The 23681-nt window shown below is 58.5% G+C and carries 24 protein-coding genes; 8 read left to right on the top strand and 16 right to left on the bottom strand.

Translation table 11 applies throughout. From position 1 onward, the window contains the following. Positions 1-17: 17 nt before the first annotated feature. Together FGO67_RS07825 and FGO67_RS07820 are read left to right on the top strand one after the other, a co-directional pair. Entirely contained in the window at positions 18-281 is a 264-nt protein-coding gene (locus FGO67_RS07825) for a hypothetical protein (protein ID WP_203300188.1), read from the top strand. Positions 282-456: 175 nt separating this feature from the next. After that, on the top strand, positions 457-1092 hold the full coding sequence (locus tag FGO67_RS07820; RefSeq protein WP_203300187.1) for an endonuclease: 636 nt from the start codon (positions 457-459) through the stop codon (positions 1090-1092). 101 nt (positions 1093-1193) lie between these two features. Here the strand turns inward: FGO67_RS07820 and FGO67_RS07815 are convergent, their stop codons facing one another. The 8 genes from FGO67_RS07815 to bioB all read right to left on the bottom strand — a co-directional run bounded on the left by FGO67_RS07815 (position 1194) and on the right by bioB (position 10228). Continuing rightward, positions 1194-2990 (bottom strand): acyl-CoA dehydrogenase C-terminal domain-containing protein, encoded by a 1797-nt coding sequence (locus FGO67_RS07815; protein ID WP_203300186.1) that lies wholly within the window; start codon positions 2988-2990, stop codon positions 1194-1196. Between the two features lie 164 nt (positions 2991-3154). Then, the gene (locus FGO67_RS07810) at positions 3155-4954 is read right to left on the bottom strand and encodes an acyl-CoA dehydrogenase C-terminal domain-containing protein (RefSeq protein ID WP_203300185.1); all 1800 of its coding nucleotides are present in this window, start codon (positions 4952-4954) and stop codon (positions 3155-3157) included. Positions 4955-5239: 285 nt separating this feature from the next. Further along, entirely contained in the window at positions 5240-5896 is a 657-nt protein-coding gene (locus FGO67_RS07805; RefSeq protein ID WP_238942303.1) for a putative metalloprotease CJM1_0395 family protein, read from the bottom strand. A gap of 23 nt (positions 5897-5919) precedes the next feature. After that, positions 5920-6165 carry a flagellar biosynthesis protein FlgE gene (locus FGO67_RS07800; protein WP_138439275.1) on the bottom strand — a complete coding sequence of 82 codons (246 nt, stop codon included), beginning with the start codon at positions 6163-6165 and terminating at the stop codon, positions 5920-5922. A gap of 51 nt (positions 6166-6216) precedes the next feature. Next, positions 6217-6909 (bottom strand): dethiobiotin synthase, encoded by a 693-nt coding sequence (gene bioD, locus FGO67_RS07795; protein ID WP_203300184.1) that lies wholly within the window; start codon positions 6907-6909, stop codon positions 6217-6219. A gap of 47 nt (positions 6910-6956) precedes the next feature. Next, positions 6957-7799: a malonyl-ACP O-methyltransferase BioC gene (bioC, locus tag FGO67_RS07790; protein ID WP_338039541.1), complete on the bottom strand. Its 843-nt coding sequence runs from the start codon at positions 7797-7799 to the stop codon at positions 6957-6959. Continuing rightward, positions 7796-8971, bottom strand: a complete 1176-nt coding sequence (gene bioF, locus FGO67_RS07785) for an 8-amino-7-oxononanoate synthase (protein ID WP_203300183.1) — start codon at positions 8969-8971, stop codon at positions 7796-7798. Before bioF ends, bioC begins: the two co-directional genes overlap by 4 nt. 174 nt (positions 8972-9145) lie before the next feature. After that, on the bottom strand, positions 9146-10228 hold the full coding sequence (gene bioB / locus FGO67_RS07780) for a biotin synthase BioB (protein WP_203300182.1): 1083 nt from the start codon (positions 10226-10228) through the stop codon (positions 9146-9148). Positions 10229-10269: 41 nt separating this feature from the next. Here bioB and FGO67_RS07775 point away from each other — a divergent pair, with 41 nt between their 5' ends. After that, on the top strand, positions 10270-11013 hold the full coding sequence (locus FGO67_RS07775; protein ID WP_238942302.1) for a ComF family protein: 744 nt from the start codon (positions 10270-10272) through the stop codon (positions 11011-11013). On the opposite strand, the gene FGO67_RS07770 is transcribed toward FGO67_RS07775, so the two are convergent. Next, positions 11010-12119: an NAD(P)/FAD-dependent oxidoreductase gene (locus tag FGO67_RS07770; RefSeq protein ID WP_203300181.1), complete on the bottom strand. Its 1110-nt coding sequence runs from the start codon at positions 12117-12119 to the stop codon at positions 11010-11012. The two genes, FGO67_RS07775 and FGO67_RS07770, sit on opposite strands and share 4 nt — an antisense overlap. A 182-nt stretch (positions 12120-12301) precedes the next feature. Between FGO67_RS07770 and FGO67_RS07765 the strand changes: the two genes are divergently transcribed. Genes FGO67_RS07765 through cmoB form a run of 5 tightly spaced genes read left to right on the top strand, consistent with a single transcriptional unit; the run spans position 12302 to position 15966 of the window. After that, positions 12302-12724, top strand: a complete 423-nt coding sequence (locus tag FGO67_RS07765) for a hypothetical protein (RefSeq protein ID WP_203300180.1) — start codon at positions 12302-12304, stop codon at positions 12722-12724. A 9-nt stretch (positions 12725-12733) separates the two neighbouring features. Beyond that, a complete protein-coding gene (locus FGO67_RS07760) occupies positions 12734-13750 on the top strand; it encodes a serine/threonine protein kinase (protein WP_203300179.1) in 1017 nt (338 codons plus the stop codon). A 33-nt stretch (positions 13751-13783) separates the two neighbouring features. After that, complete coding sequence (locus FGO67_RS07755) at positions 13784-14194, top strand: PA3694 family proteiin (RefSeq protein WP_238942301.1); 411 nt, start codon at positions 13784-13786, stop codon at positions 14192-14194. Continuing rightward, positions 14187-14942, top strand: coding sequence for a carboxy-S-adenosyl-L-methionine synthase CmoA (gene cmoA, locus FGO67_RS07750; RefSeq protein ID WP_203300178.1), 756 nt, complete (start codon positions 14187-14189; stop codon positions 14940-14942). The genes FGO67_RS07755 and cmoA overlap by 8 nt, the downstream gene beginning before the upstream one ends. 31 nt (positions 14943-14973) lie before the next feature. Continuing rightward, complete coding sequence (gene cmoB / locus FGO67_RS07745) at positions 14974-15966, top strand: tRNA 5-methoxyuridine(34)/uridine 5-oxyacetic acid(34) synthase CmoB (protein ID WP_203300177.1); 993 nt, start codon at positions 14974-14976, stop codon at positions 15964-15966. An 85-nt stretch (positions 15967-16051) separates the two neighbouring features. Here cmoB and FGO67_RS07740 read toward each other — a convergent pair whose 3' ends face one another. The 7 genes from FGO67_RS07740 to miaA all read right to left on the bottom strand — a co-directional run bounded on the left by FGO67_RS07740 (position 16052) and on the right by miaA (position 23674). Further along, positions 16052-17347, bottom strand: coding sequence for an adenylosuccinate synthase (locus FGO67_RS07740; protein WP_203300176.1), 1296 nt, complete (start codon positions 17345-17347; stop codon positions 16052-16054). A gap of 82 nt (positions 17348-17429) precedes the next feature. Beyond that, positions 17430-18611: an ATP phosphoribosyltransferase regulatory subunit gene (locus tag FGO67_RS07735; protein WP_203300175.1), complete on the bottom strand. Its 1182-nt coding sequence runs from the start codon at positions 18609-18611 to the stop codon at positions 17430-17432. A 183-nt stretch (positions 18612-18794) separates the two neighbouring features. Continuing rightward, positions 18795-19670, bottom strand: coding sequence for a protease modulator HflC (hflC, locus tag FGO67_RS07730; RefSeq protein WP_203300174.1), 876 nt, complete (start codon positions 19668-19670; stop codon positions 18795-18797). A gap of 2 nt (positions 19671-19672) precedes the next feature. Further along, entirely contained in the window at positions 19673-20857 is a 1185-nt protein-coding gene (gene hflK, locus FGO67_RS07725; protein WP_203300173.1) for an FtsH protease activity modulator HflK, read from the bottom strand. A 79-nt stretch (positions 20858-20936) separates the two neighbouring features. Beyond that, entirely contained in the window at positions 20937-22235 is a 1299-nt protein-coding gene (gene hflX / locus FGO67_RS07720) for a ribosome rescue GTPase HflX (RefSeq protein ID WP_203300172.1), read from the bottom strand. 116 nt (positions 22236-22351) lie between these two features. After that, positions 22352-22603 carry an RNA chaperone Hfq gene (hfq, locus tag FGO67_RS07715; RefSeq protein WP_041340987.1) on the bottom strand — a complete coding sequence of 84 codons (252 nt, stop codon included), beginning with the start codon at positions 22601-22603 and terminating at the stop codon, positions 22352-22354. A 33-nt stretch (positions 22604-22636) separates the two neighbouring features. Beyond that, the gene (miaA, locus tag FGO67_RS07710; RefSeq protein ID WP_203300171.1) at positions 22637-23674 is read right to left on the bottom strand and encodes a tRNA (adenosine(37)-N6)-dimethylallyltransferase MiaA; all 1038 of its coding nucleotides are present in this window, start codon (positions 23672-23674) and stop codon (positions 22637-22639) included. Positions 23675-23681: the final 7 nt, after the last annotated feature.

Here is a 23681-nt window from a genome sequence, read left to right as displayed (position 1 = left end):
TAGAGGAGGCGTTTGAGATGAACCTGCAGGAAGAGCTGAAAAAACTCTCGGAAAAGATAAAACAGTATCGCGATGAGGCCCGTGTCCAGATGCATCTGGCCAAGGAAGACGTCAAGGATGAATGGGATGATCTCGAGCAGGACTGGGAACGATTCCGCAACCGTTTGGAGGAGGTCCTGCACGACAGCGAAGACGCATCCAAGGAAGCTCGACAAACGGCTCAGAAGCTAGGAGAAGACCTGAAAAGCGGGTACCAGAACATTCGCAATAAGCTGAAGTGAAGTGTTAACTGGTTAACATAACGCCACAAATAGCAAACAAAGAGCCTCACTCAGCTCTCACCACTGTGCCATACTTCACAGTATAAGTGGTCAAAGCGTCATATTTTTGACCAGCCGGGCAAAGGAGGCCCAACCAGTACAGACGCTTACAGACTCTGCGAGGCATCACAGGCGTATGAAACACTTCTCTCTAACACTCGTCACCTTGTCACTGTTGCTGTCCGCCAGCCTGGTGATTGGTCAAAACACCCGTTTTAGTGATCCCGACACCGTCATCAAGAATGAATTTTGGGGCAACCTTTACGCTGAGGGTGGCAACTCCTTTTTCTGCGACACTGCGTTTACCAGCAAGGGCTTCTTGCTGAAAGACGGTTACGTTTACCCGTTAGCGGACATTCGCAGTGCCCTGAACTGCGGCACCTCCCGCGCATGCGAGAAAGACAACCGGTACCGACAGATCGCCTCAGACCTGCACAACATGGTTCCGGTTAAATCCCGAATTGAAATGCAGCGTCGTAATGTTCGTTACGAGGACCTGGGAGCGACGGTGAAGCCCGGCGACTGCGGCATTCGCGAAAGCGCCGGGTTCTTCGAGCCGCCCAAGCGGGTCAAGGGTGACGTCGCACGCACGGTCGCCTACATGGTAGACACCTACGACCTCCCCTGGATTGGCGCCACCCCAGTATTTCAGGACTGGAGCCGAAATGATCCACCGGATGACACCGAATTGACCCGTCACCGCCGAGTCAGCGAAATACAGGGCAATAAAAACCCTTTCGTGACCAATCCTGAGCTCATCGAGCAACTCTGAGCCAGCCGCCTGGTTAGCAGCGACAAACACGACAACAACTGACACAAAAAAGCAGGCCGTATGGCCTGCTTTTTTATTGCGCTATCTATAACCGCTGCAGATCAGAACTCTTCAGCAGTCAACGCCATCATCGAATCGCTTCCACTTCGGATGCCTTCGGCAAGCGAAACGGTCTTCGGCAACAGGCGATCGAAATAGAAGCGTGCGGTTTTCAGCTTACCAGTGTAGAAACCGGAGCTGTCACCCTCAGCTTTTGGTGCAGCCGCCTTAACGATCTTCGCCCACATGTAGCCAAGTGCCGTCAGGCCGAACAGGTCGAGGTAATCCACAGACGCCGCTCCAACCGCATCCGGGTTATCACCAGCCTGCTGGATCACGTGCTCAGTGACATCAGACAAACGCTCGAAGGCGGCGGCCAGAGGCTCAAGGAACGGACGCAGGTTCTGGTCCCCGCTGTTTTCTTCGATGAATGCGGCCACGTCCTGAGCAAACAGCTCGTACAGCTTGCCCTGGCTTCCAACCACTTTACGACCCATGAGATCCAGCGCCTGAATGCCATTGGTGCCTTCATAAATCTGGGTGATCCGACAATCCCGAACCAGTTGCTCCTGGCCCCACTCACGGATGAAACCATGGCCACCAAACACCTGCTGGCCCATGATGCAGGCATCCAGACCACGGTCGGTCAGGAAGGCCTTGGCCACCGGCGTCAGCAACGCCACCATGCCTTCAGCGTGCTTGCGACGCTCTTCCTCAGCAGGATCCGCGTACTTAGAGATATCCAGCCACTGGGCAACGTAGGTGGAGAACGCTCGTCCACCTTCAACATAGCCTTTCATGGTCAGCAGCATGCGGCGAACGTCCGGATGCACCAGGATCGGGTCGGCTGCCTTTTCAGGCTGCTGGGCACCGGTAGGTGCGCGGCTCTGAATGCGGTCCAATGCGTATTCCCGGGCACTTTGCAGAGAGGCTTCGGCAGCACCGATACCCTGAATGCCAACACCCAGACGCTCGTAGTTCATCATGGTGAACATGGCCGCCAGGCCCTTGTTCTCCTCACCGACAAGCCAGCCCTTGGCGCCATCGAAGTTCATCACGCAGGTGGCAGAACCCTTGATGCCCATCTTCTTCTCAAGGGAGCCACAGCTGAAGCTGTTGCGCTCACCCAGGGAACCGTCGTCGTTCACCATGAACTTTGGCACCAGAAACAGGGAAATGCCCTTCGGCCCCTTGGGTGCATCCGGCAACTTGGCGAGCACCAGGTGAATGATGTTCTCGGCCATGTCGTGCTCACCCCAGGTAATGAAGATCTTGGTACCTGTGACGTTGAATGAGCCATCGCTGTTCGGCTCCGCCTTGGTGCGGATGATGCCCAGATCGGTCCCGGCGTGAGGCTCGGTCAGGTCCATGGCACCAGACCAGACACCGGAGTACATGTTCGGCAGGTACTTTTCCTTCAGCTCCTGGCTACCGTGCGCATCCAGCGCCAGACACGCGCCGGCGGTCAGCATCGGGGCCAGACCAAAGGCCATGTTGGCGCCCTGCATCATTTCCTCGAACTGGGCAACCAGTGTTTTGGGCATGCCCATGCCGCCGAACTCCGGGTTACCACCGAGTCCGTTCCAGCCACCTTCCACGATGGTCTGGTAGGCTTCCTTGAAGCCCTCCGGCGAGGTGACTTCACCGTTATTCCACTTGCTGCCCTGCTCATCACCCTCGCGGTTCAGGGGTGCCAGCACACCGCTAGTGATCTTGCCGGCCTCTTCCAGAATCGCATCTGCCGTGTCCGGGTCGACGTTTTCTGCAACCTTGGGCAGGGACGCCCAAAGAGCGGGGGCATCGAAAACTTCGTTCAAAATAAAACGCATGTCACGCAGAGGTGCCTGGTAATCAGCCATCGATAACTCTCCAAAAAATCAGTCAGTCTATTCAGGCGGTGTGTCCGCTCAATTTTTATGAACGCCCATTCTACCTTAAAAGCGAATCTCAACTCATAAAAAAGCCCGCGTCCGGGGAGCGCGGGCTTTCTTGTCCTGCAGGACTGTCCTTCGGTGCCCGCGCCTTACAGGGCGAAGGCTTCCTCAGGCATATCCATCAGGCTGTCGGCGCCGGCCAGCATGCTTTCAGCATGGGCTTTGGCACGGGGCAGCATGCGCTTGAAGTAGAAGCGTGCAGTCTGCACCTTGGCGTTGTAGAACATCTCTTCCGAGGTTCCATCTGCCATGGTGTCCAGTGCAACCTTGGCCATACGCGCCCACAGGTAGGCAAATACGGCGTATCCGGAATACATCAGGTAGTCCACAGACGCGGCACCCACTTCTTCACGGTTCTTCATGGCGGTCATACCAACCTTCATGGTCAGGTCGCCCCACTCCTTGTTGATCGCGGCCAGCGGCTCCAGGAATTCCTTCAGTTGCTCGTTGTCTGCATTTTCCTTACAGAACACGTGCACCTGCTTGGTGAAGCCCTTCAGAGACTCACCCTGAGTCATCAGAACCTTGCGGCCCAGTAGATCCAGAGCCTGAATTCCGGTGGTACCTTCGTAGATCATGCCGATACGGGCATCACGTACGTTCTGCTCCATACCCCATTCGGAGATAAAGCCGTGGCCGCCGAACACCTGCATGCCCAGGTTAGCGGCTTCGTAGCCGATTTCGGTCAGGAAGGCTTTGGCGATTGGCGTCAGGAAACCCAGGGATTCGTCAGCAGCCTTACGCTCTTCTTCGGTCTTGCCGTTCTGAACAATATCAGCCTGCTGTGCGGTCAGGTAAATCAGGGCCCGAGCGCCTTCGGCGATGGCCTTCTGAGTCAGCAGCATGCGACGCACGTCCGGGTGCACAATGATCGGATCGGCAATGCCTTCCGGATTCTTCGGGCCGCTCAGGGAGCGCATGGCCAGACGATCCTTGGCGTAGGCAAGGGAACCCTGGAAGCCCAGCTCGGCAGCACCCAGACCCTGGAGAGCGGTACCGATACGGGCGGTATTCATGAAGGTAAACATGCAGTTTAGGCCACGGTTCTCAGGACCGATCAACCAGCCTTTGGCGCCGTCAAAATTCATCACGCAGGTAGCGTTGCCGTGGATACCCATTTTGTGCTCAATGGAACCACAGGAAACGGCGTTGCGCTCACCGGAGGAACCGTCTTCGTTCGGCAGGTTCTTGGGCACGATGAACAGCGAGATACCCTTGGTGCCTTCCGGTGCGCCCGGCAGACGCGCCAGAACGATGTGAACGATGTTCTCAGCCATGTCGTGCTCGCCGGCTGAGATAAAGATCTTGGTGCCGGTAATGGCATAGGTGCCATCGGCATTCGGCTCGGCCTTGGTGCGCAGGGTACCCAGATCGGAACCACAGTGCGGCTCGGTCAGACACATGGTGCCGGTCCACTCACCGCTGATCAGCTTGGTCAGGTAAGTCTGCTTCTGCTCTTCAGTACCATGCTCTTCAATGGTGTTGGTCGCACCGTGGCTCAGGCCCGGGTACATACCGAAAGACCAGTTGGCGGTACCAACCATTTCGCTGATCACGATACCCAGAGAACTCGGCAGGCCCTGGCCACCGTAGTTGGGATCGGCAGTCATGGACGGCCAGCCGCCTTCCACATACTGCTGGTATGCTTCTTTGAAGCCTGTCGGCGTCTTCACACCATCTTCGCTCCAGGTGCAGCCCTCTTGGTCACCGACCTGGTTCAGCGGAGACAGAACCTGCTCACAGAGCTTGGCACCTTCTCCGATAATGGCGTCCACCATATCCGGAGTGGCGTCTTCTGCGCCTTCCAGGTTGGCGTAGTGCTTCTCGCTGTCCAGCAGCTCGGTCATTACGAATTTGATGTCACGCAGGGGCGCTTTGTAGTCAGGCATGGAATCCACCTCGGTTTTCGGGCTTCGCTGAATCACAATGACAGCTTTCAGCCTCGGTTTTTTCTCAAACACCGCAACGCACCGCGCTGCAGCCTTAATTAAACACTTGTTTGAAACATACGTTTAGAGGCACAGAATTGTCAATAGTCGATATAAAAATTTGTGTTGCGAACTGTGACCGAAAAGCCCGCTACAGGCGACGTCACGTGGAAATACAAGAGGTTGCAGGCAGGAGAAGGGGAAGCGTGCTTTGGATCAAGAGAGGTAACAGTTGAGCGTCAAGACTTAAGCTGCAACAGGGCGAAAAGCTGAGCTCTGCTGTTTAGCGTCATCCGTCATCGCGGAGACAGCTTGATAAGTGCCATTCGCCAGCTGTCCGGTGCGCGACTGTGAATCGTCTTCACTGCCCTGCTCCGGCTTGGGCGCGGCGCCTGCGGTGTCTTCCTGGCCGGACATCACCTCAGACTGGGCTTTCAACATAACCTGCATGGCTTCTGCAGCAACGGCTCGATCCTGGCCGGAGGGCTCCGCCGGCGCCATGGCCGCAGCGCGCACCACCCGCATTTTTTCGATGGTTGCCTGCGGATCTCCCGGAACCGGAGACACATCAATGGGCACCTCGCCGCCCACAGCGTACTGAGCCCCGTCAGGGCCGCGCTGGAAGGTATAGGAGATGGCACCCGCGTACTGACCGCCCACCGCCTGGTGCGCCGCTTCATGGGCACGCACTTCGCGATCCCGGGCCTTGAGTTCAGTAAGCTGCTTGAGTTCTTCCGGGCTCAGCCCCTGCTCAGACGTTGCGGAAACGCCGCTAGCACGAGCCTTCGGCTGGTCTTCACCGGAACGGCCATTCGCCCGGGACGGTTCAGCTTCGGGCCGAGGCGCGACCTGGCCGGTAACCGACGGGGAAAAGGCTGGGAAATTGGGGGATATTGCGTTCAAGACCGGTACTCAGGCCGCGACATTCAGGCCATGATGTCCAAGAGGGTACCGAGCGTCTCGTCAGCAGCCTTCACGACTTGGGCCGAGGCCTCAACGCTGCGCTCATACAATTTCAGATCAATGATTGGCTCGACCAGACTACCGGCACCTTCTGCAGTCCCTTGCGGACCATCGACACCACCACGAGCAATTTTCCGGGCCGCATTGTCCATACCGACCATGCCGTCCTGAATGCCTTGAATACCGATTGCAAGTGTATTACTGATCATAGCCACTGCTTCCACTGACCAATTATTGACTCCAGTTAGCCATATTCCTGGTCAATTTTCAATCAAATATTTGAGATCCAGGTGCGATGCCAGGGCAACGGGGTCCGGCTCAGCTAACCAGGGCAGCTCCCCCAGACACGGCGCAGCCATGTGCGAGCGCAGGTAATCCAGAGTTTCCTGCTCACAACTCATTGTTTCGGCTTCTGCCCTATTAGCCACCCAGCCCGCCACGACCAGGCCATCCGCCCGAATCGCCTCGGCAGTCAGCAAGGCATGGTTGATACACCCCAGTTTCAGACTGACCACCAGAATCACCGGCGTGCCCAGCTCGCGCGGCACAGACGCATAGGTTTCCCGATTATTAAGCGGCACCCGCCAGCCACCCGCACCCTCGATCAGCATCAGGTCAGCGGGACGCATCTGCAGCCCCCGACAGAACCCGATCAAACGCTGTGCCGTCACAGATTTGCCGGCCTGAGCCGCCGCCACGTGCGGTGCAATCGCCGGCTTCAGCGCCACTGGATTGATCACCTCATAGGCCAGCGATTCGGTCATGGCGCTCTGCAGGGCCAGGGCATCCTCATTACGCAAGCCTTCCGGCGTCTCGTCGCAGCCGGAAGCAATCGGTTTCATTGCCAGGGTGCGCAGACCAGCAGTCCGGGCCGCCTCGAGAATCGCCGCCGACACCATGGTCTTGCCCACGCCCGTATCCGTGCCGGTAACGAAAAAGGTTTTCTTGGCCATAACTTATGAAATTCCGAGGTTTATTGAAGAGGAAAGGTAAACAGAAATCAGGGTGCCTGCCAATACACCCACGCCGCTTCATAACTGGCGACGACGGTGCCATCGGATTGTTTGGGATAATTCCGGCACATAGTGCGGACACGACCGGGGGCGGTCAGGGTCTTGCGCCGATTGTCACTCTTGAAACCGGCACCCAGCAGGCGCAACTCGGCGGCAAGCGCCATCGGCGACGCATAGGGTAATGCTATGGTCCGAGTGTCCACACGGGCATCCGGCAACACGGCCTCAACCCATTGCCGTAAGTCAGGTTCAGACTCAAACCGATTAACGTGCTGCTGGCCCGGATCAGCCACAGCCCAAGCCCGCTTGAGCTCTGTAAGGGTGCCTTCCAGCAGCGTAGACAGCACCAACCGTCCGCCCGGACGGAGAACCCGCTGGCACTCGGCAAAAACTGTGCGGGGATCATCACACCACTGCACCATCAAGTTACTGAACACCACATCAAAGCTATCGGACGGGAACGGCAGAGACTCTGCATCAGCGACCAACCACTCAACCGCCGGGCCAGACTGCTCACGGGCCTGCCCGATCATCCCGGGAGATAAATCCACACCGGTTACCGGGCACGGCCAGCTCTGCCCGAGCTTCCGGGTGAACCAACCGGTGCCACAACCAAGATCCAGGATTCGCCGCGGCCGCAGACCGTCCCCCGAAAGTTTCAACGCATCCAGCATTTCCTCGCCCATAATCCGCTGCAACCGGGAAGCGCCGTCGTAGGTTTTACTGGCACCACCGAACTGGCTGGCGATCAGAGACTTCTCTGCAATTGAGGAAGCCGCCAGCCCCGGCTTCTGCTCCGAACCGGAGACCTGGGCAGCCACGGCGCTCACACTGCCACCCCGGGACTAGGCAACAAATGGCGGCAACTGGACAGAGCCTGCAACAACCGGTTCAGGTCCGCCTCGCTGTGCGCGGCGCTGAAAGTCACACGAAGACGCGCTTCACCTTCCGGCACTGTCGGCGGCCGAATGGCGGTAACCAGCAACCCCTGCTGCTCCAGAGCCTTGCTCAATTCAAGGGCGGTCCAGTTATCGCCCACCATGATGGGCTGAATCGGGGTTTCCGATGGCATCAGCTGATAGCCCATGGCCGTCGCTTGCTGCCGGAAAACCGCGATCAGTTTCTCGAGATGCCGGCGGCGTTCATCGTCGCGTTCGATCAGATCGATACTGGCACAGGTCGCGGCGGCAATGGCCGGCGGCATGGCCGTGGTGTAGATGTAGGTGCGGGCCTTCTGGACCAGATAATCCATCAGCACCGAGGATCCCGCGACGAAGGCACCACTGGTACCCACGGCTTTGCCCAGGGTGCCGATGAGCACCGGCACATCCTCTTCGGACAACCCCTGTGCGGCAATGCTGCCGCGTCCCTCGGGGCCGAGCACACCAATGCCATGAGCATCATCAACCACCAGCAAGGCATCGTGCTCCCGACACACCCGCGCGAGTTCCTTCAACGGGGCAACATCGCCATCCATGCTGAACACACCATCGGTCACCACCAGCTTGTGACCAGAAGTCTGGACCAGCATCGTTTCAAGCGCACCGACATCGCCATGAGCATAGCGTCGGACCCTTGCCCGACTGAGGATACAGCCGTCAATAATCGAAGCGTGATTGAGCCGGTCGGAAAGAATAGTGTCGCCACGCCCGGCCAACGCTGAGATCACGCCCATGTTAGCCATGTACCCGGTAGAGAAGAACAACGCGGAGCTTCGGCCGGTGAATTCGGCAAGCCGTTGCTCTAATTGATGATGGGCATCGTGGTGGCCACAAATCAGGTGCGACGCGGCGCCACCGAGCCCGGTCTCGGGCAGCGCATCCCTGAGTGCATCAATATTGGCCGGGTGGTTGGCCAAGCCAAGGTAATCGTTACTGCAGAATGACAGCAGGGGTTTGCCGTCGGAGGTTAGTACCGGCTGCTGGGGGCCTGAGATCTGGCGACGGGTTCGGTAGAGCCCGGCCTGTTTTCGCTGTTCGAGTTCTAGAGCAAAGTCCCTCACGGCAACACCTGACGTTCAGCTCAAGGGCATGGGCGACAAGCGGGTACTGCTCCCCGGGATTGTTGAGGGCCAGGGATGGCCCGAATCAAGTGCACAGGGAGGTGCTTGTAACGTATCCCGGGGAGCAGTACCCGCTTGTCGCTTCCCCGGGACTGATCAATTCATGGAAAAGCGTTACGCAGATTCCCGCGTGGCGTCATAGAACATGTGGCGCGTGGCTTCATACTCCACCGCCTCGGTGATCGCCTCTTCCTCCTGCTCCTCAGACGCACACTGCTCCCGCTGCTCTGGACGGATACCCAGGCGACGGAACAGTTCCATATCTGCATCTGCTTCCGGGTTTGCGGTAGTCAGCAGCTTCTCACCGTAGAAAATCGAGTTTGCACCCGCCATGAAACACAGTGCCTGCATCTGCTCGTTCATATTTTCCCTGCCCGCAGACAGGCGAACGTGAGACGCCGGCATCATGATGCGGGCCACAGCGATAATACGAACGAAGTCGAACGGATCCAGGTCTTCCACGTTTTCCATGGGGGTACCCTTCACCTTCACCAGCATATTGACCGGCACACTCTCGGGATGCTGCGGCAAATTGGCCAGCTGAAGCAGCAGGCCGACCCGGTCGTCTTCGTCTTCACCCATGCCCAGAATGCCGCCACAACACACCTTCATGCCCGCCTTGCGAACGTTATCCAGCGTGTCCAGACGATCTTTATAGGTCCGGGTAGTGATGATGTGGCTGTAAAACTTCTCGGAGGTGTCCAGATTGTGGTTGTAGTAATCCAACCCGGCATCCGCCAGTTCTTTCGCCTGACTCTCTTTCAGCATGCCCAGGGTCATGCAGGTTTCCAGGCCCAGAGACTTCACCTGTTTAACCATATCGAGGACGTAGGGCATGTCTTTTTTGGACGGGCTGCGCCAGGCCGCCCCCATGCAGAAACGCGAGGCGCCCTTGCCTTTCGCGGCCTTCGCTTCCGCCACTACCTTCTCGATTTCGAGCAACTTTTCCTTCTCAAGCCCCGTATTGTAATGACCGCTTTGAGGGCAGTATTTGCAATCCTCCGGACAGGCACCGGTCTTGATCGACAACAAAGTGCTGACCTGGACCTCATTAGGATCAAAGTGTTCGCGGTGTACAGTCTGGGCACGGAAAAGAAGATCGTTGAACGGAAGCTCAAAAAGGTCGCGTGCTTCTTGCAGCGTCCAGTCGTGACGGATTGCCGTTGAGATTGCCGTAGAGGGTGCTGTAGCGGTCATGGGTAAGTCCTGTTAACCTTTTCCGGTCTCTGGGTTTACGGATGAAACAGATGATAAAGGGCCTGAACTGGCTGTCAACCTTAATGGAACTAAAGGTTAACAGTGAAAAATCGGCAGGTGTGTGCGTGGCTTGCCTGCACCCCAATGCAATCAATGGCTTATGTGATGCCTGCCAGCGCGACCTTCCGGTTAACCATTGGTCGTGTAAGGCCTGCGCACTGCCACTGCCATGGGCCGCCAATAATCACCTGTGCGGGCAGTGCCTGACCGATCCCCCACCATTTTCCCGTGCCGTTATTCCCTGGCGCTACCAGTTTCCGGTCGACAGCATGATTGGCCGCTACAAGTACAACCGCCAGCGCAAATTCGCCCGCCCCCTGATCGCGGGGCTCGGACAAAATCTGGAAACTCAACTTGCCGCCGGCCACCTGCCCCGCCCCGATCTGTTGATACCCTCGCCCATGCACCCGCAACGCCGACGCAGTCGCGGCTTTAATCAGGCGCAGGAGATTGCGGAGGAACTTGGCAGCAGGCTTGCGGTGCCGGTTGCCAGCGGCCTGATCCGCCGAACACGGAAAGCGCGCAGCCAACGGGAACTGAACCGAGACGAGCGACTGAAAAACCTGCACGGTCTTTTTCAGCTTCAAGGCGAGGTACCAATGCAGGTCGCCATCGTGGACGATGTGGTGACCACGGGTGCAACGGCTCGAACACTGGCAGGGTTACTGGCGCGGCACGGCGCCCGGGACATTCAGATCTGGGCGCTAGCCAGGACGCCGGGCTAGGCCAGTTTCGCGGCCACAAGGTCTGCGATAGCCAGACAGGAGGTCAGGCCCGGAGATTCAATCCCGAACAGATTCACCACGCCGCCAACACCGTGCTGTTCCGGACCATCAATCCTGAAATCCGCAAAGCCGCCGTCCGGTCCGGCCAGCTTGGGTCGAATACCGGCATAGGCCGGCTGCAAACGGGTTTCGTCGAGGCTGGGCCACCAGGCCTTGATGCCGCGAACAAAGGGCTCCAGCCTGGACAGGCTGACACTGTAATCCTCCGAATCAACCCACTCCACATCCGGGCCGAAACGAGCTTGGCCTGCCAAATCCAGGGTCAAATGAATACCCAGGCCTCCGGGTTCCGGTACCGGATAAATCAGGCTGTCGAAGGGCGGCCGCCCGCTATAACTGAAGTACACACCACGAGCCAACCACTGGCGCGGTTTCTGGCCTTCGGGCAAACCTTGCCAACGCCCGGCCAGCCCCGGTGCACCCAAGCCTGCGGCGTTGACTACGTTTTGCGCCTCCAGGGTACACGGTGCGTTCCCCGCCACAGTCAAGCGGTGGCGACCCTGCTCGGTAGCCACCGCTTCTACCGGTGCCTGCAACACCAATTGTCCGCCGGCACGCTCTAAATCGCCCAGCAGGGACAGCATCAGGGCGTGGCTGTCGACAATGCCTGTCTCCGGCGACCACAGCCCGGACACCGCCGTGAGTTGCGGGCAACGTGCGGCCAGCTCAGCCCCGCTCACCGGTTCCAGACTGACACCGTTTCTGGCGGCCCCTTGCCGAATATGGTCCAGCTTCGCCGCTTGCTGCTCGGAGGTTGCAACAATCCACTTGCCGCATTTGCGATGCCCGACAGCCTGGCGCTCACAGTAGTCATACAGCTGCCGACGACCCTCGACACAGAGCCGCGCCTTCAGGCTGTTCGCCGGGTAATAGATACCGGCGTGAATCACCTCGCTGTTCCGGGACGACACGCCTTCGCCGAAATGGCTGCCTGATTCGAGCACAATCACCTCGTGCCCCTTCCGAGCCAGTGCCCGGGCAACCGCAAGGCCGACCACACCGGCACCAATCACAACCGTTTGCGCTTCGAGACACTCCTGCGACACCTGACACTTCCCCCGGGTTCAGTCCATGATTCGGGCAAGCATAACCGATTGCACCCTGGTCACAGAAACGGCGGCCGAAACAGTTGCCGAAATTGGCGCCCACAGGCCAGTCACTGTGCTTACGCAGGGCGCCATACAGGTTATACTGAGGCACAGGACAAAGCGGATGGAGCCCGGCGACTATGTCTGACAGGAAGCAGTTTGTTGTGGTGATGTTGGTGGCCGCTCTCTTTGTAGGGTGGCTGGGTTGGCGCGGGTTCGAGATCATCAGCCTGAACGACCTACTGAAGAGCGATGACCAGGTTGCCAGTTACCCTTATCAGCATCGGGTACTGAGAATCGAAGGCGATACCGCCATCATGGGTTCGCTGCACTCGCACACCACCTCGACACAGCGAGCGCTGACAGCGGTGTTTCCAGCCATGCGCAACCTGAATGACAGCCATCGGGGCTGGCGCAAAGCCGAGCGTGAACTCGCTCATATCCAGGCCCGGGCAGGTAACGTCATCCTGGGCACTTCCGGAATCAGCCGGGTACGCTGGGAACTGGACGAAAACTGGTACCACCTGCAGGCAATGAAATCCAACTACGACACAGGTCTCTGACATTTACCTATGATCCATGACTCCGCAACGGCCACATCAGCCCATCCTTACGATGCGCTGACACCCGATACCATCCTGGACGCCATGGAAGAGGCCGGATTCGCAGTCAGTGGACGACTGTTTGCATTGAACAGCTACGAAAATCGGGTTTACCAGGTCGGGCTCGACGAGGGCGCCCCGGTGATCGCCAAGTTTTACCGGCCCGGCCGCTGGACCGAAGCAGCCATCCGGGAAGAGCACGCCATCACCCTCGAATATTTGGAAGCAGACATTCCAGTCGTCGCACCGCTGGTTATGCCCTCGGGAGACACCCTCGGCCAGCATGGCGAATTCCTGTTCGCGGTGTTTCCACAGCGAGGGGGCCAGGCACCGGACGTCAGCGTAACCGACACCCTGTACCGGCTAGGCCAATGGCTGGGCCAGATGCACAACGTTGGCGCGCGCCAACCCTTCAAGCACCGCCCCGAAATTTCGCTGATCGACGGCATTGAGCGTCACAACCAGCTGTTGCTCGACGGCGGCTGGATTCCCGATGATCTTCGCCCAGCCTGGGACAGCCTGATTCCTGACCTGATCCATGCCTGCGGCGCCCGGATCGACGAGGCCGGTCCGGTCGATACACTGCGACTGCACGGCGACTGCCACGCCGGCAACATCCTGTGTCGGGAAGAACAAATGCTGTTTGTCGACCTGGATGACTGCCGCACCGGGCCTGCCATCCAGGACATGTGGCTACTGTTGAACGGCGAGGATTCCGAGCGAGGCGCCCAGCTGGGTGAATTGCTGGAAGGCTATGAGATGTTCCGGGACTTCAATCGCCGTGAGCGCCACCTGATTGAGCCCCTGCGATGCTACCGCCAGATCAGCCACTGCGCCTGGCTGGCCAAACGCTGGGATGACCCGGCGTTCCCCCGCTTCTTCCCCTGGTTTGGCCAACCCAGATTCTGGTCAGACCAAGTACTGTCACTCAGGGAACAACTCGCGGCCCTACAATCGCCGTCGATTTCACTTCCCGGCCAGTACTAAACCCTTCATAGAAACCACAGACATGAGGTTGGCATGAGCCAGAAAGAGGCCCGTTACACCGTTCGCAGCTTAATCGTCACCGCGGTCGTCGCCGTAATCGCCACGGTGCTGGTGCTTGAGAGTAGCGGCCGGATTGATCATTCCGACAATAAAGACCACGTACCAGTCGGTGATTTCCAGGCCATCAACATCAAACCGGAGGAGCCGTTCCGGATGTCGCCGAAGGCCTCGGAACTGCACGCCGTGTGCGAGAACGGTTTCCTGGCCATCGCCGCCGATGTCGATCCATCGTTCCGGGGCATACTTGTTGACTACAAGAACCGCGGCGTAAGGTGCAGCCGGCCAGCGCCCACCGCCGCGCCAGTGCCAGACACCAACAATGCTCCTGCTACCCAGGACAACGCCGGTGCCGACGGTCAGGGCAAGGTGAACGACGATGACTAAACCAGGCCAGCCACCGAAGCAGGAAACCGACCGGCTGTTCGCCACCGAACGACGCCCTGAGGATTTCCGGTTCGACGCCTCTGTCGCCCGGGTCTTCCCGGATATGATCCGGCGCTCAGTGCCCGGCTACACCACCATCATCCCGATGATCGAGGTGATCACCGAGCAATACGTTCAGGCGGGCTCCCACTGCTACGACCTGGGCTGTTCCCTGGGCGCCTCGACCCTGGCCATGCGCCACGGCATTCCTCATGCGGACTGCATCCTGGTCGGGGTCGACAACTCCGAGGCGATGATTGAGCGCTGTGAGCATTACATTGCGCTTGATGACAGTGAGTTGCCGGTAACACTGAGGTGCGAGGACATTCTCGAGACCGAGCTCAGCGATGCCTCGGTCACGACGCTCAACTTCACCCTGCAGTTTGTTCCACCAGACCAACGCAGCGAGCTACTGACACGGATCGCCCAAGCGACCCGGCCCGGCGGAGTGCTGATCCTGTCCGAGAAGATCGGCTTTGATTCCGACCAGGAGCAGGACATCCAGACCCGCCTGCACCATGAATTCAAGCGCGCGAACGGCTACTCCGATCTGGAGATCAGCCAGAAACGTTCGGCCATTGAGCAGGTGCTAATTCCTGAGACCCTGGCCGCCCACAAAGAACGGCTGCTGGCCGCCGGCTTCGATCAGGTGCTGATCTGGTACCAGTGCTTTAATTTTGTATCCATGCTCGCGATCAAGAGCCACTGACATCCTTCAACACCATTTCATCTAGAGACCCATGGCGACTTTTGACTGGCAGACACATTTCGGACCGTTATTAACTGAGCTGGCGCAAGACGGCCACGACCGGTGGGCCGATCGACTCCGTTCGCAACTTACCCAGCGTTTTGAAGACAACCCACACGGCGACCTCGAGCGCTGGCTGGGCGCCTTGAACGGGCTACCGACCTTGTCGAACGTCGACGCCTGCCTGACCGATTCCGCGATTACCCTCCGCACCGACACGCCTCCGAGCCAGGAGCAGCACCAGCAGCTGGGATCCGCGCTGCGGGGCCTGATGCCCTGGCGCAAAGGCCCGTTCGACTTCTTCGGCACCTACATCGACACCGAATGGCGCTCGGACTGGAAATGGGATCGGGTGCAGCCGTATCTGTCAGACCTGGAAGGCCGGAGCATCCTGGACGTGGGCTGCGGTTCCGGTTATCACTGCTGGCGCATGCTCGGCGAGGGTGCCCGGAGAGTCATCGGCATAGATCCGGGGCTGCTGTTCATGTTCCAGTTCCTGAGCGTCAAACGCTACCTGGGCGAGGTGCCGGTGGATCTCCTGCCGGTCCGCATGGAAGACCTGCCTGAAAACCTGGGGGCGTTCGACACCACCTTTTCCATGGGCGTGCTTTACCATCGCCGGTCCCCGCTCGACCATCTGCTGGAACTAAAGGGCACCCTCCGGCGCGGTGGCGAGCTGGTGCTGGAAACCCTGGTGGTGGACGGGCCCGAAGGCCACAGCCTGATGCCCGAGGACCGCTACGGGCAGATGCGCAACGTCTGGTTCCTGCCCAGTTGCGATACCCTGTTGCGCTGGCTCGACCGAACCGGCTATCGCAATGCCCGCGTGGTGGATGTCACAGACACCACCACCGACGAGCAACGCAGTACTGACTGGATGCGTTTCAACTCGCTAAAGGACTTCCTCGACCCGAACGATCCGTCCAAAACCATCGAGGGCTATCCCGGTCCACGTCGGGCCACGATTATTGCCGAAAAGCCGTAGGCGCGGACAGCCGCCCCGGATAAAGACAGGCACAAAAAAGCCGCCAGACAGTTTCCTGTTTGGCGGCTTTTTTTATTCTTGCGGATTACTCACCAAACGGGTGACGCAAGACGATGGTTTCGATCCGATCTGGCCCGGTCGAAATAATATCGATCGGCGCCTCAATCTGCTCCTCGATGAAGCGGATATAGGCTTTGGCATTCTCGGGCAGTTGCTCAACGCTGGTCAGCCCGACCGTGCTCTCGCTCCAGCCCGGCAGCTCAGCGTAGACCGGCTCGATGTCGGCGTAGGTACCACAACCGATCGGCGGACGAGTAATTTCGCCCTTCGGAGTCTTGTAGCCGACACACACCTTCACGGTTTCCATGCCGTCCAGAACGTCCAGCTTAGTCAGGCAGATGCCCGACACACTGTTGATCTGAATAGCGTGACGCAGGGCGACTGCATCGAACCAGCCACAACGGCGCGAACGGCCGGTGGTAGTGCCAATTTCATTGCCTTTAACAGCCAGGTGATGCCCCATGTCGCAAAACAGCTCAGTCGGAAACGGACCAGAACCGACGCGAGTGGTGTAGGCCTTGGTGATTCCCAGTACATAATCGAGGAACAACGGGCCCACACCGGAACCGGTGGCGGTGCCGCCGGCCGTGGTGTTTGAGGAGGTCACGTACGGATAGGTACCGAGGTCGATGTCCAGCAGAGAACCCTGGGCGCCTTCGAACAAGATGTGTTCACCACGCTTGCGGAAATCGTGCAGCATGTCGGTAACGTCCGCCGCCATCGGAAGGATTTCCTCGCCCATTTCCATGAGCTCGGCCAGGGCCGCATCGATATCCTCGGCCTCTTCCTTGAAGTACTCGGTCAGTACGAAGTTGTGGTAAGACATGATCTCCCGCAACTTGACCTCAAAATCCGCAGGATTACACAGGTCGCCCAGACGAACACCGCGACGGGACACTTTGTCTTCGTACGCAGGCCCGATACCACGACCCGTAGTGCCGATTTTATCGTTGCCACGGGCTCGCTCGCGAGCCTGGTCAATACGGACGTGGGTACGCAGGATGATCGGGCAAGCCAGACTGATGCGCAGGCGGTCGCGCACGGCAACGCCGTTGGCTTCCAACTCACGGACTTCTTTCAACAGGGCTTCCGGTGACAGAACCACGCCGTTACCAATCAGGCAATAAACGTGCTGACGCAGAATACCGGATGGAATCAGGTGAAGGGCAGTCTTTTTGCCGTCGATCACCAGTGTGTGACCGGCGTTATGGCCACCCTGGAAACGGACGACGGCCGCGACCTTGTCGGTCAGCAGATCAACGATTTTACCCTTGCCTTCATCACCCCATTGGGTGCCCAGCACAACAACGTTTTTACCCATGATTCTCTCTCAATACGGCTGCCCCGAGGGACAGGCGTTTCGTAAATTAACCTGAAATAAGTTCACCAAAGCCCCTAAGGCCTCAGTCCAGCTTTTCAACGACCCACTGGCCGCCCTGTTTGACCAGTTTTCGGTCGCAGCCCCTGGCGGCCGGGTTTGCATTGGCATCTTCCGGCAGCGCCCGGATCACCGTCTCCGTCAACCGGAGCCCGGAAATCACACCTTCCAGGGCAGGATCCTCGTCAGCGGGTGCCCAAACTGCTCCACTGCGTTTCTGAACCCGCTCTCCAAGAGCCACCAGAGCACGGATATCAAGGCTGAATCCGGTTGCCGGACGGGCACGACCAAAATCGCTGCCAATGGCGTCGTAACGGCCGCCCTTGGCGACGGCATCACCGTGGCCCGGTACGTAGGCGGCAAACACCAGTCCGGTATGATAGTTGTAGCCACGCAGTTCGCAGAAATCGAAGCCTACGCTCACTTCTGGGTAATCCCGCGCCAGCATGTCGCAGACCCGACCCAGCTTATCCAGGGCGGAATCCAGGTCATCAGATGCGCCTTTCAGAATTCTACGGGCCTGGTCCAGCGCCTCGGGGCCACCGCTGACCCGCGCCAGCTCGCGCAAGCGAGCACCTGGCGTTCCGGCCAGGCAATCGCCCAGAAGCTGGTCCAGCTCGGGGACCGATTTGCGCGCCATGGCGTCAAAGATGGCGGCCTCGGTATCCCGGCTGAAATCAGCTTCGCCAATCAGGCTCTGGTAAATCGATACGTGCGCCAGATCCAGGTGAATACGCGGCAGGCCCGAGACCCGCAGGGCCTCAAGCATCAGGCTGATCACTTCAAGATCAGCCGACTCAGACTCACTGCCGAACAGCTCGCAGCCGGCCTGAATTGGAGTCCGGCCTGTCAGCATATGCTTCGGACGGGTATGCAGGACATGGCCCGCGTAGCACAGGCGAGTGATGCCCTCCTGACCCAGGGTGTGGGCATCGATTCGGGCAGCCTGCGGCGTCATGTCTGCACGCACGCCCATCATCCGGCCAGTCAGCTGATCGGTCAGCTTGAAAGTCTGGAGTTCCAGATCATGCCCAGTACCGGTAAACAGCGACTCGAGATATTCAATCAGCGGAGGGATTACAAGCTGGTAGCCCCAGCGTTGGCAGGTATCCATTACATCCCGGCGCAGGGATTCGATCCGTCCGGCCAGCGGTGGCAGAATGTCCTCTACCCCGTCCGGCAGTAACCAGCGATCAGATACTGTCATGAGATTACGTTGTCCGTCAGACCCGCTCCGGCACAAAAGGCCGTGGGGATTACACAGGATTTAGGGCGAATTCCACGGCAGAAAAAAACCGAGGATAAAACCGGAGGAATTTTACACGGTTGGTCGACACAAAAAAACCGGAATACCGAGGTATTCCGGTTTTTCGACCATCAAGTCAGGGCTTCACTTATTGCCCATCGGGTCCTTTAGGAACTTCATGAAATCGCCATTGGCATCGATGACCATCAGATCATCTTTGTTCGCAAAGGTATTGCGATAGGCCTGCAGGCTCCGGTAGAAGCTATAAAACTCGGCGTTGGAGCCGTAGGCATCAGCGTAAATCTTGGCTGCCTGACCATCCCCTTCACCGCGGGTCTCCTCAGACTCAGCAAAGGCCTCAGCCAGAGTAACCGTGCGCTGACGATCAGCATCGGCGCGAATACCTTCAGCCAGCTCTCGACCGCGTGAACGGAACTCCTGCGCCAGCTTTTCACGCTCGGTCGCCATCCGGCGATAGACGTTTTCGCTGACCTGCCCCGGGAATTCGATCGCCTTCACCCGGACGTCGAGGACTTCGATACCAAATTCCTTCACAGAGGTTTCGTTCACCCTGTCACGCAAGGCGTGCATAAGCTCGTCCCGCTGGCCGGACACCACTTCGTGCATGGTGCGGATACCGAACTCATCCCGCAAACCGTTATCTACTCGGGACAGCAGAAGCGATTGGGCACGGTACTCATCACCACCAGTGGCACGATAGAACTGGTCGACGTTCAGAATCTTCCAGGCGATGTAAGAATCCACATCCAGCGGCTTCTTCTCGATGGTCAGATACTGGCGCGACGGCAGATCCATGGTCAGTACCCGGATATCAAACTCCCGGACCTGATCGATAACCGGGACCTTGAAGTGAATACCGGCCTGGATGTCAGTTTCCACCAGTTCGCCGAACCGCAGCATCACACCCCGGTGCGTTTCCGGAATGATGTAAACACTGGACAGCACCAGCAGGACAACAATGAGGGCGCCTGCAAGACCCACTACACCTTTAGGTCCCATGATTATCTGCTCCTCCGTGCATTAGCATCCTGTCTGGAGCGCAGCTCCCGGATGACTTGATCGGTGATGCTCTGAACGTCAGTCTGGTCGCTGTTTTCGCTAGCAGACTGGCTGCCGGCTCGCGGCAGGGAGCCCTGGGTCAGACGGTCCAACGGCAGGTACATCATGTTACCGCTGCTTTCGGTGTCCAACAGAATCTTGCTGCTGTTCGACAGCACAGTCTCCAAGGTCTGCAGGTACATCCGCTCACGGGTGACTGTCGGCGCGTTCTGATACACCGCCAGCAGCTCCAGGAAACGTGCGGTTTCACCGCGAGCTCGTTCAATCACTTCCTGCTTGTAAGCGTTGGCTTCTTCGATCATGCGCTGAGCCTGACCGCGGGCCTCCGGAACCACCTTGTTACGATAGGTTTCGGCTTCTTCTTTGACGCGTTGCTCGTCTTCCCGAGCACGCTGAACCTCACGGAAGGCGTCCTGCACGGCCGGTGGCGGCTGAGTGCTCTCAACGTTGACACGGACAATTTCCAGACCGGTTCCATACTCGCCCAGGAAGCGCTGTAAGCGCTGCTCAACCCGAACGGCCAGTTCTGCACGGCCTTCAGTCAGCACGTCGTCCAGTGAAGAACTGCCCACTTCGTGACGCAGCGCGCTGTCGGTCGCAAAGGCAAGCGCCTGATTCGAATCCCGAACGTTAAGCACATAGGCCTGAGCGTCCGCTACCCGATACTGAACCTGCAGATCAACGGTGACCAGGTTCTCGTCCTGAGTCAGCATCTGGCCGCTGGATTCAGCGGTACGGACGTTGGTGACGCGAACTTTGGTGACGTCGTCGATCAGCGGAACCTTAAAGCGCAGGCCCGGATTCTCGGTACGGTTGTACTCACCGAATCGCAGAACGACGGCACGCTCCTGCTCGTCCACTGTGTAGAACGACTGGAAGACTACGTAGCCGACAATCAAAATGCCGGCCAACGCGATAATGGCACCAAAGCCACCGGCGCTGCCGCCAGTGCTGCCACCGCTTCCGCCGGACTTCTTACCTTTGCCGCCCAGCATACGATTCAGTTTGTCGAGACCCTTTTTCAGCGCCTCGTCGAGGTCTGGCGGCCCCTGATCATCGCCGCGACGACCACCGGTACCCCAGGGGTCGTTGTCGTTGCGGTTTCCACCCGGTTCGTTCCAGGCCATAGTGCTCTCCGTTCCTGACTTGTAGAATGGCTGCAAATACTAGGGATTTATCGTCGTCCCGGCAATAGCCTACCCTGTTTCAGGCGTGACCATCGTCAAGACGGACCGATTCTTCGTTCATACCGGCACGGCTCAGTAGTTGTAACCAGTCCCGGTTCTGCAATCGCACCTCAAGCACGGCATCACCGCTCTCCCGATGCGTTTCACTCAACACGGACCCGGCTTCATGCAGCAGCGCCCGTAATTTGCCGTCGGTTGGCCCGAGCAGCACGAAATGATGCACGACATCTTCGGCCAGACGCTCAACGATAGCATCGTACAAGCCATCAAGGCCCTCTCCGGTAACGGCGGACACCCACGCCCGCACCGGAACTCCATCCTCGTTCCGCTCAATCCGGGGGGTAAAATTCTCCAGCATATCAATCTTGTTGAACACCTGGAGCACCGGAATCTCGTCAGCGCCAATCTCCGCCAGCACCTCCTCGACCTGCTCGATGTTCTCATCGCGCCGACTGTCGTAGCAGTCGATGATGTGCAGCAGCAGGGACGCTTCCGTGGTTTCTTCCAACGTGGCCCGAAACGCCTCAACCAGCTTGTGCGGCAAATGACGGATAAAGCCAACGGTGTCCGCCATCACGACTGCGCCGATGTCGGGCAGCTCCAGCCGGCGCAACGTCGGATCCAGGGTTGCGAACAACTGGTCAGCAGCATATACGCTGGATGTTGTGATTCGGTTGAACAGGGTCGATTTACCGGCGTTGGTGTAGCCAACCAGGGAAACCGTCGGAATGTCAGCGCGGGTTCTAGCGCGACGGCCCTGATTACGCTGCCGGCGAACCTTTTCCAGCCGTTTGTGGATCGACTTGATGCGTTCACGCAGCAGACGGCGGTCAGTTTCAAGCTGGGTCTCGCCCGGCCCCCTCAGACCGATACCACCTTTCTGGCGCTCAAGGTGAGTCCAGCCCCGTACCAGCCGGGTCGACATGTGCTCTAGCTGTGCCAGCTCAACCTGAAGCTTGCCTTCGTGGGTTCGCGCTCGCTGGGCAAAGATATCCAGAATAACGCCGGTGCGGTCCAGTACCCGGCACTTCAGGTCCCGCTCAATATTGCGCTCCTGACTTGGGCTCAGGGCGTGATTGAAGAGCACGACGTCGGCGCCGTTGGCACTGATGGCGTCACGAATTTCTTCCAGCTTTCCCTCACCGACGAACAGGCGGGGGCTGGGCTGTTTGCGTGAGCCATTGATCGTTGCAACGGGCTCAACGCCGGCCGAGGTAACCAGTTCCCGAAATTCACCGGGATCTTCGGTATCTTCATAGGAGGTGAAATCGATGTGGACGAGAATCGCCCGCTCACCAACATCCGGACGCTCAAACAAGTAGTGTCAACTCCGAAACGGTAGAATGGCTTACTTCAAAAAAACAAACACCCGCGCCCTTCCAAACCCTTGGGTTTTTCAGTAACGCGGGTGATAGCACCTGCAAACCGGGCAAATCAGTCTTCCAACTCACCTTCACCGGCCGGGTTCTGCTGCGGGATGCGAACATTGCGGGCAGGTACCACAGTAGAGATAGCGTGTTTGTAGACCATCTGGCTGACAGTATTTTTCAGCAGAATCACGAACTGGTCGAATGATTCAATCTGGCCCTGCAGCTTGATGCCGTTAACCAGAAAGATGGAAACCGGGATGCGTTCTTTACGCAAGGCATTGAGGTAAGGGTCTTGTAACGAGTGCCCTTTTGACATGTGTGTTCTCCTGTTTTTAGTAAATGCAGATCGTCAAATTTCAGAGTTAAATGTGGTGCGAAGTATGATTTTTTTCAAGGCAGCCCCAGCGATATCTTTTTCTTCGCTATCAAGCCAATCCACATCAGACCACTTCCGCAACCAGGTTAACTGTCGTTTCGCCAACTGGCGCGTCGCAGCGACTCCCTTGCTGACAAAGGCGTCGTACTCGTCTTCACCGGACAAATAGGCCCAGGCCTGACGGTAACCGACACAGCGCATGGAAGGGAGATCAGGGTGCAAATCACCCCGATTCATCAGCGCACGTACTTCATCGAGGAAACCGGCATCCAGCATGCTCAAAAAGCGCTGATGGATCCTCTCGTGAAGCGTCCGCCGCTCGGACGGCGCCACGGCAAGCTGAGCTACAGTATACGGAAGGGAACCCCCTTCGTCTGCCTGCCATTGGGTGAAATAGGTGTAATCCTCCACTGCGTCGCCTTGCTTTTGGGGCAAACTTCCACTCTCTGCCTTCCAGAATGACGAGATCGGTCTTCCAGTCAGCCGGATCACCTCGAGCGCCCGCAATAAACGCTGTCTGTTATTGGGGTGAATCAGGCCGGCGGCGACAGGATCCTGCTCCTGCAGCTCCTGATGCAGGGCTTGCCAGCCCCGCTGCTCAGCCTCCTGCTCCAGCGCTCGCCGCAACTCCGGGCTGGCAGCCGGCAGCCCGGACATGCCATGAATCAGTGCCTTGAAGTACATCATGGTGCCACCGACCAGCAATGGGATCCGGCCTGCCTCGGTAATTCTGGCCATTTCGGCCAGCGCATCGGTCCGGAAATCTGCCGCCGAGTAAGTGTCGGCGGGGTCGCAAATATCGATTAGCCGGTGTGGGGCTTGCGCCAGTTCGTTAGCGGAAGGCTTGGCGGTGCCAATATCCATGCCCCGATAGATCATCGCCGAATCGACACTGATAATGTCGCAGGGCAGGCGTTTGCATAGCTGAATGGCCAGATCGGTCTTACCCGACGCCGTCGGCCCCATCAGGAAAATGGCCGGCGGCTTTTGCGCGGCGTCAGTCGTGGGCATGGTCATG

Source organism: Marinobacter sediminum, from assembly GCF_016820575.1.
Lineage (GTDB): Bacteria > Pseudomonadota > Gammaproteobacteria > Pseudomonadales > Oleiphilaceae > Marinobacter > Marinobacter sediminum.
This window is presented reverse-complemented; position numbering and strand designations above follow the sequence as displayed.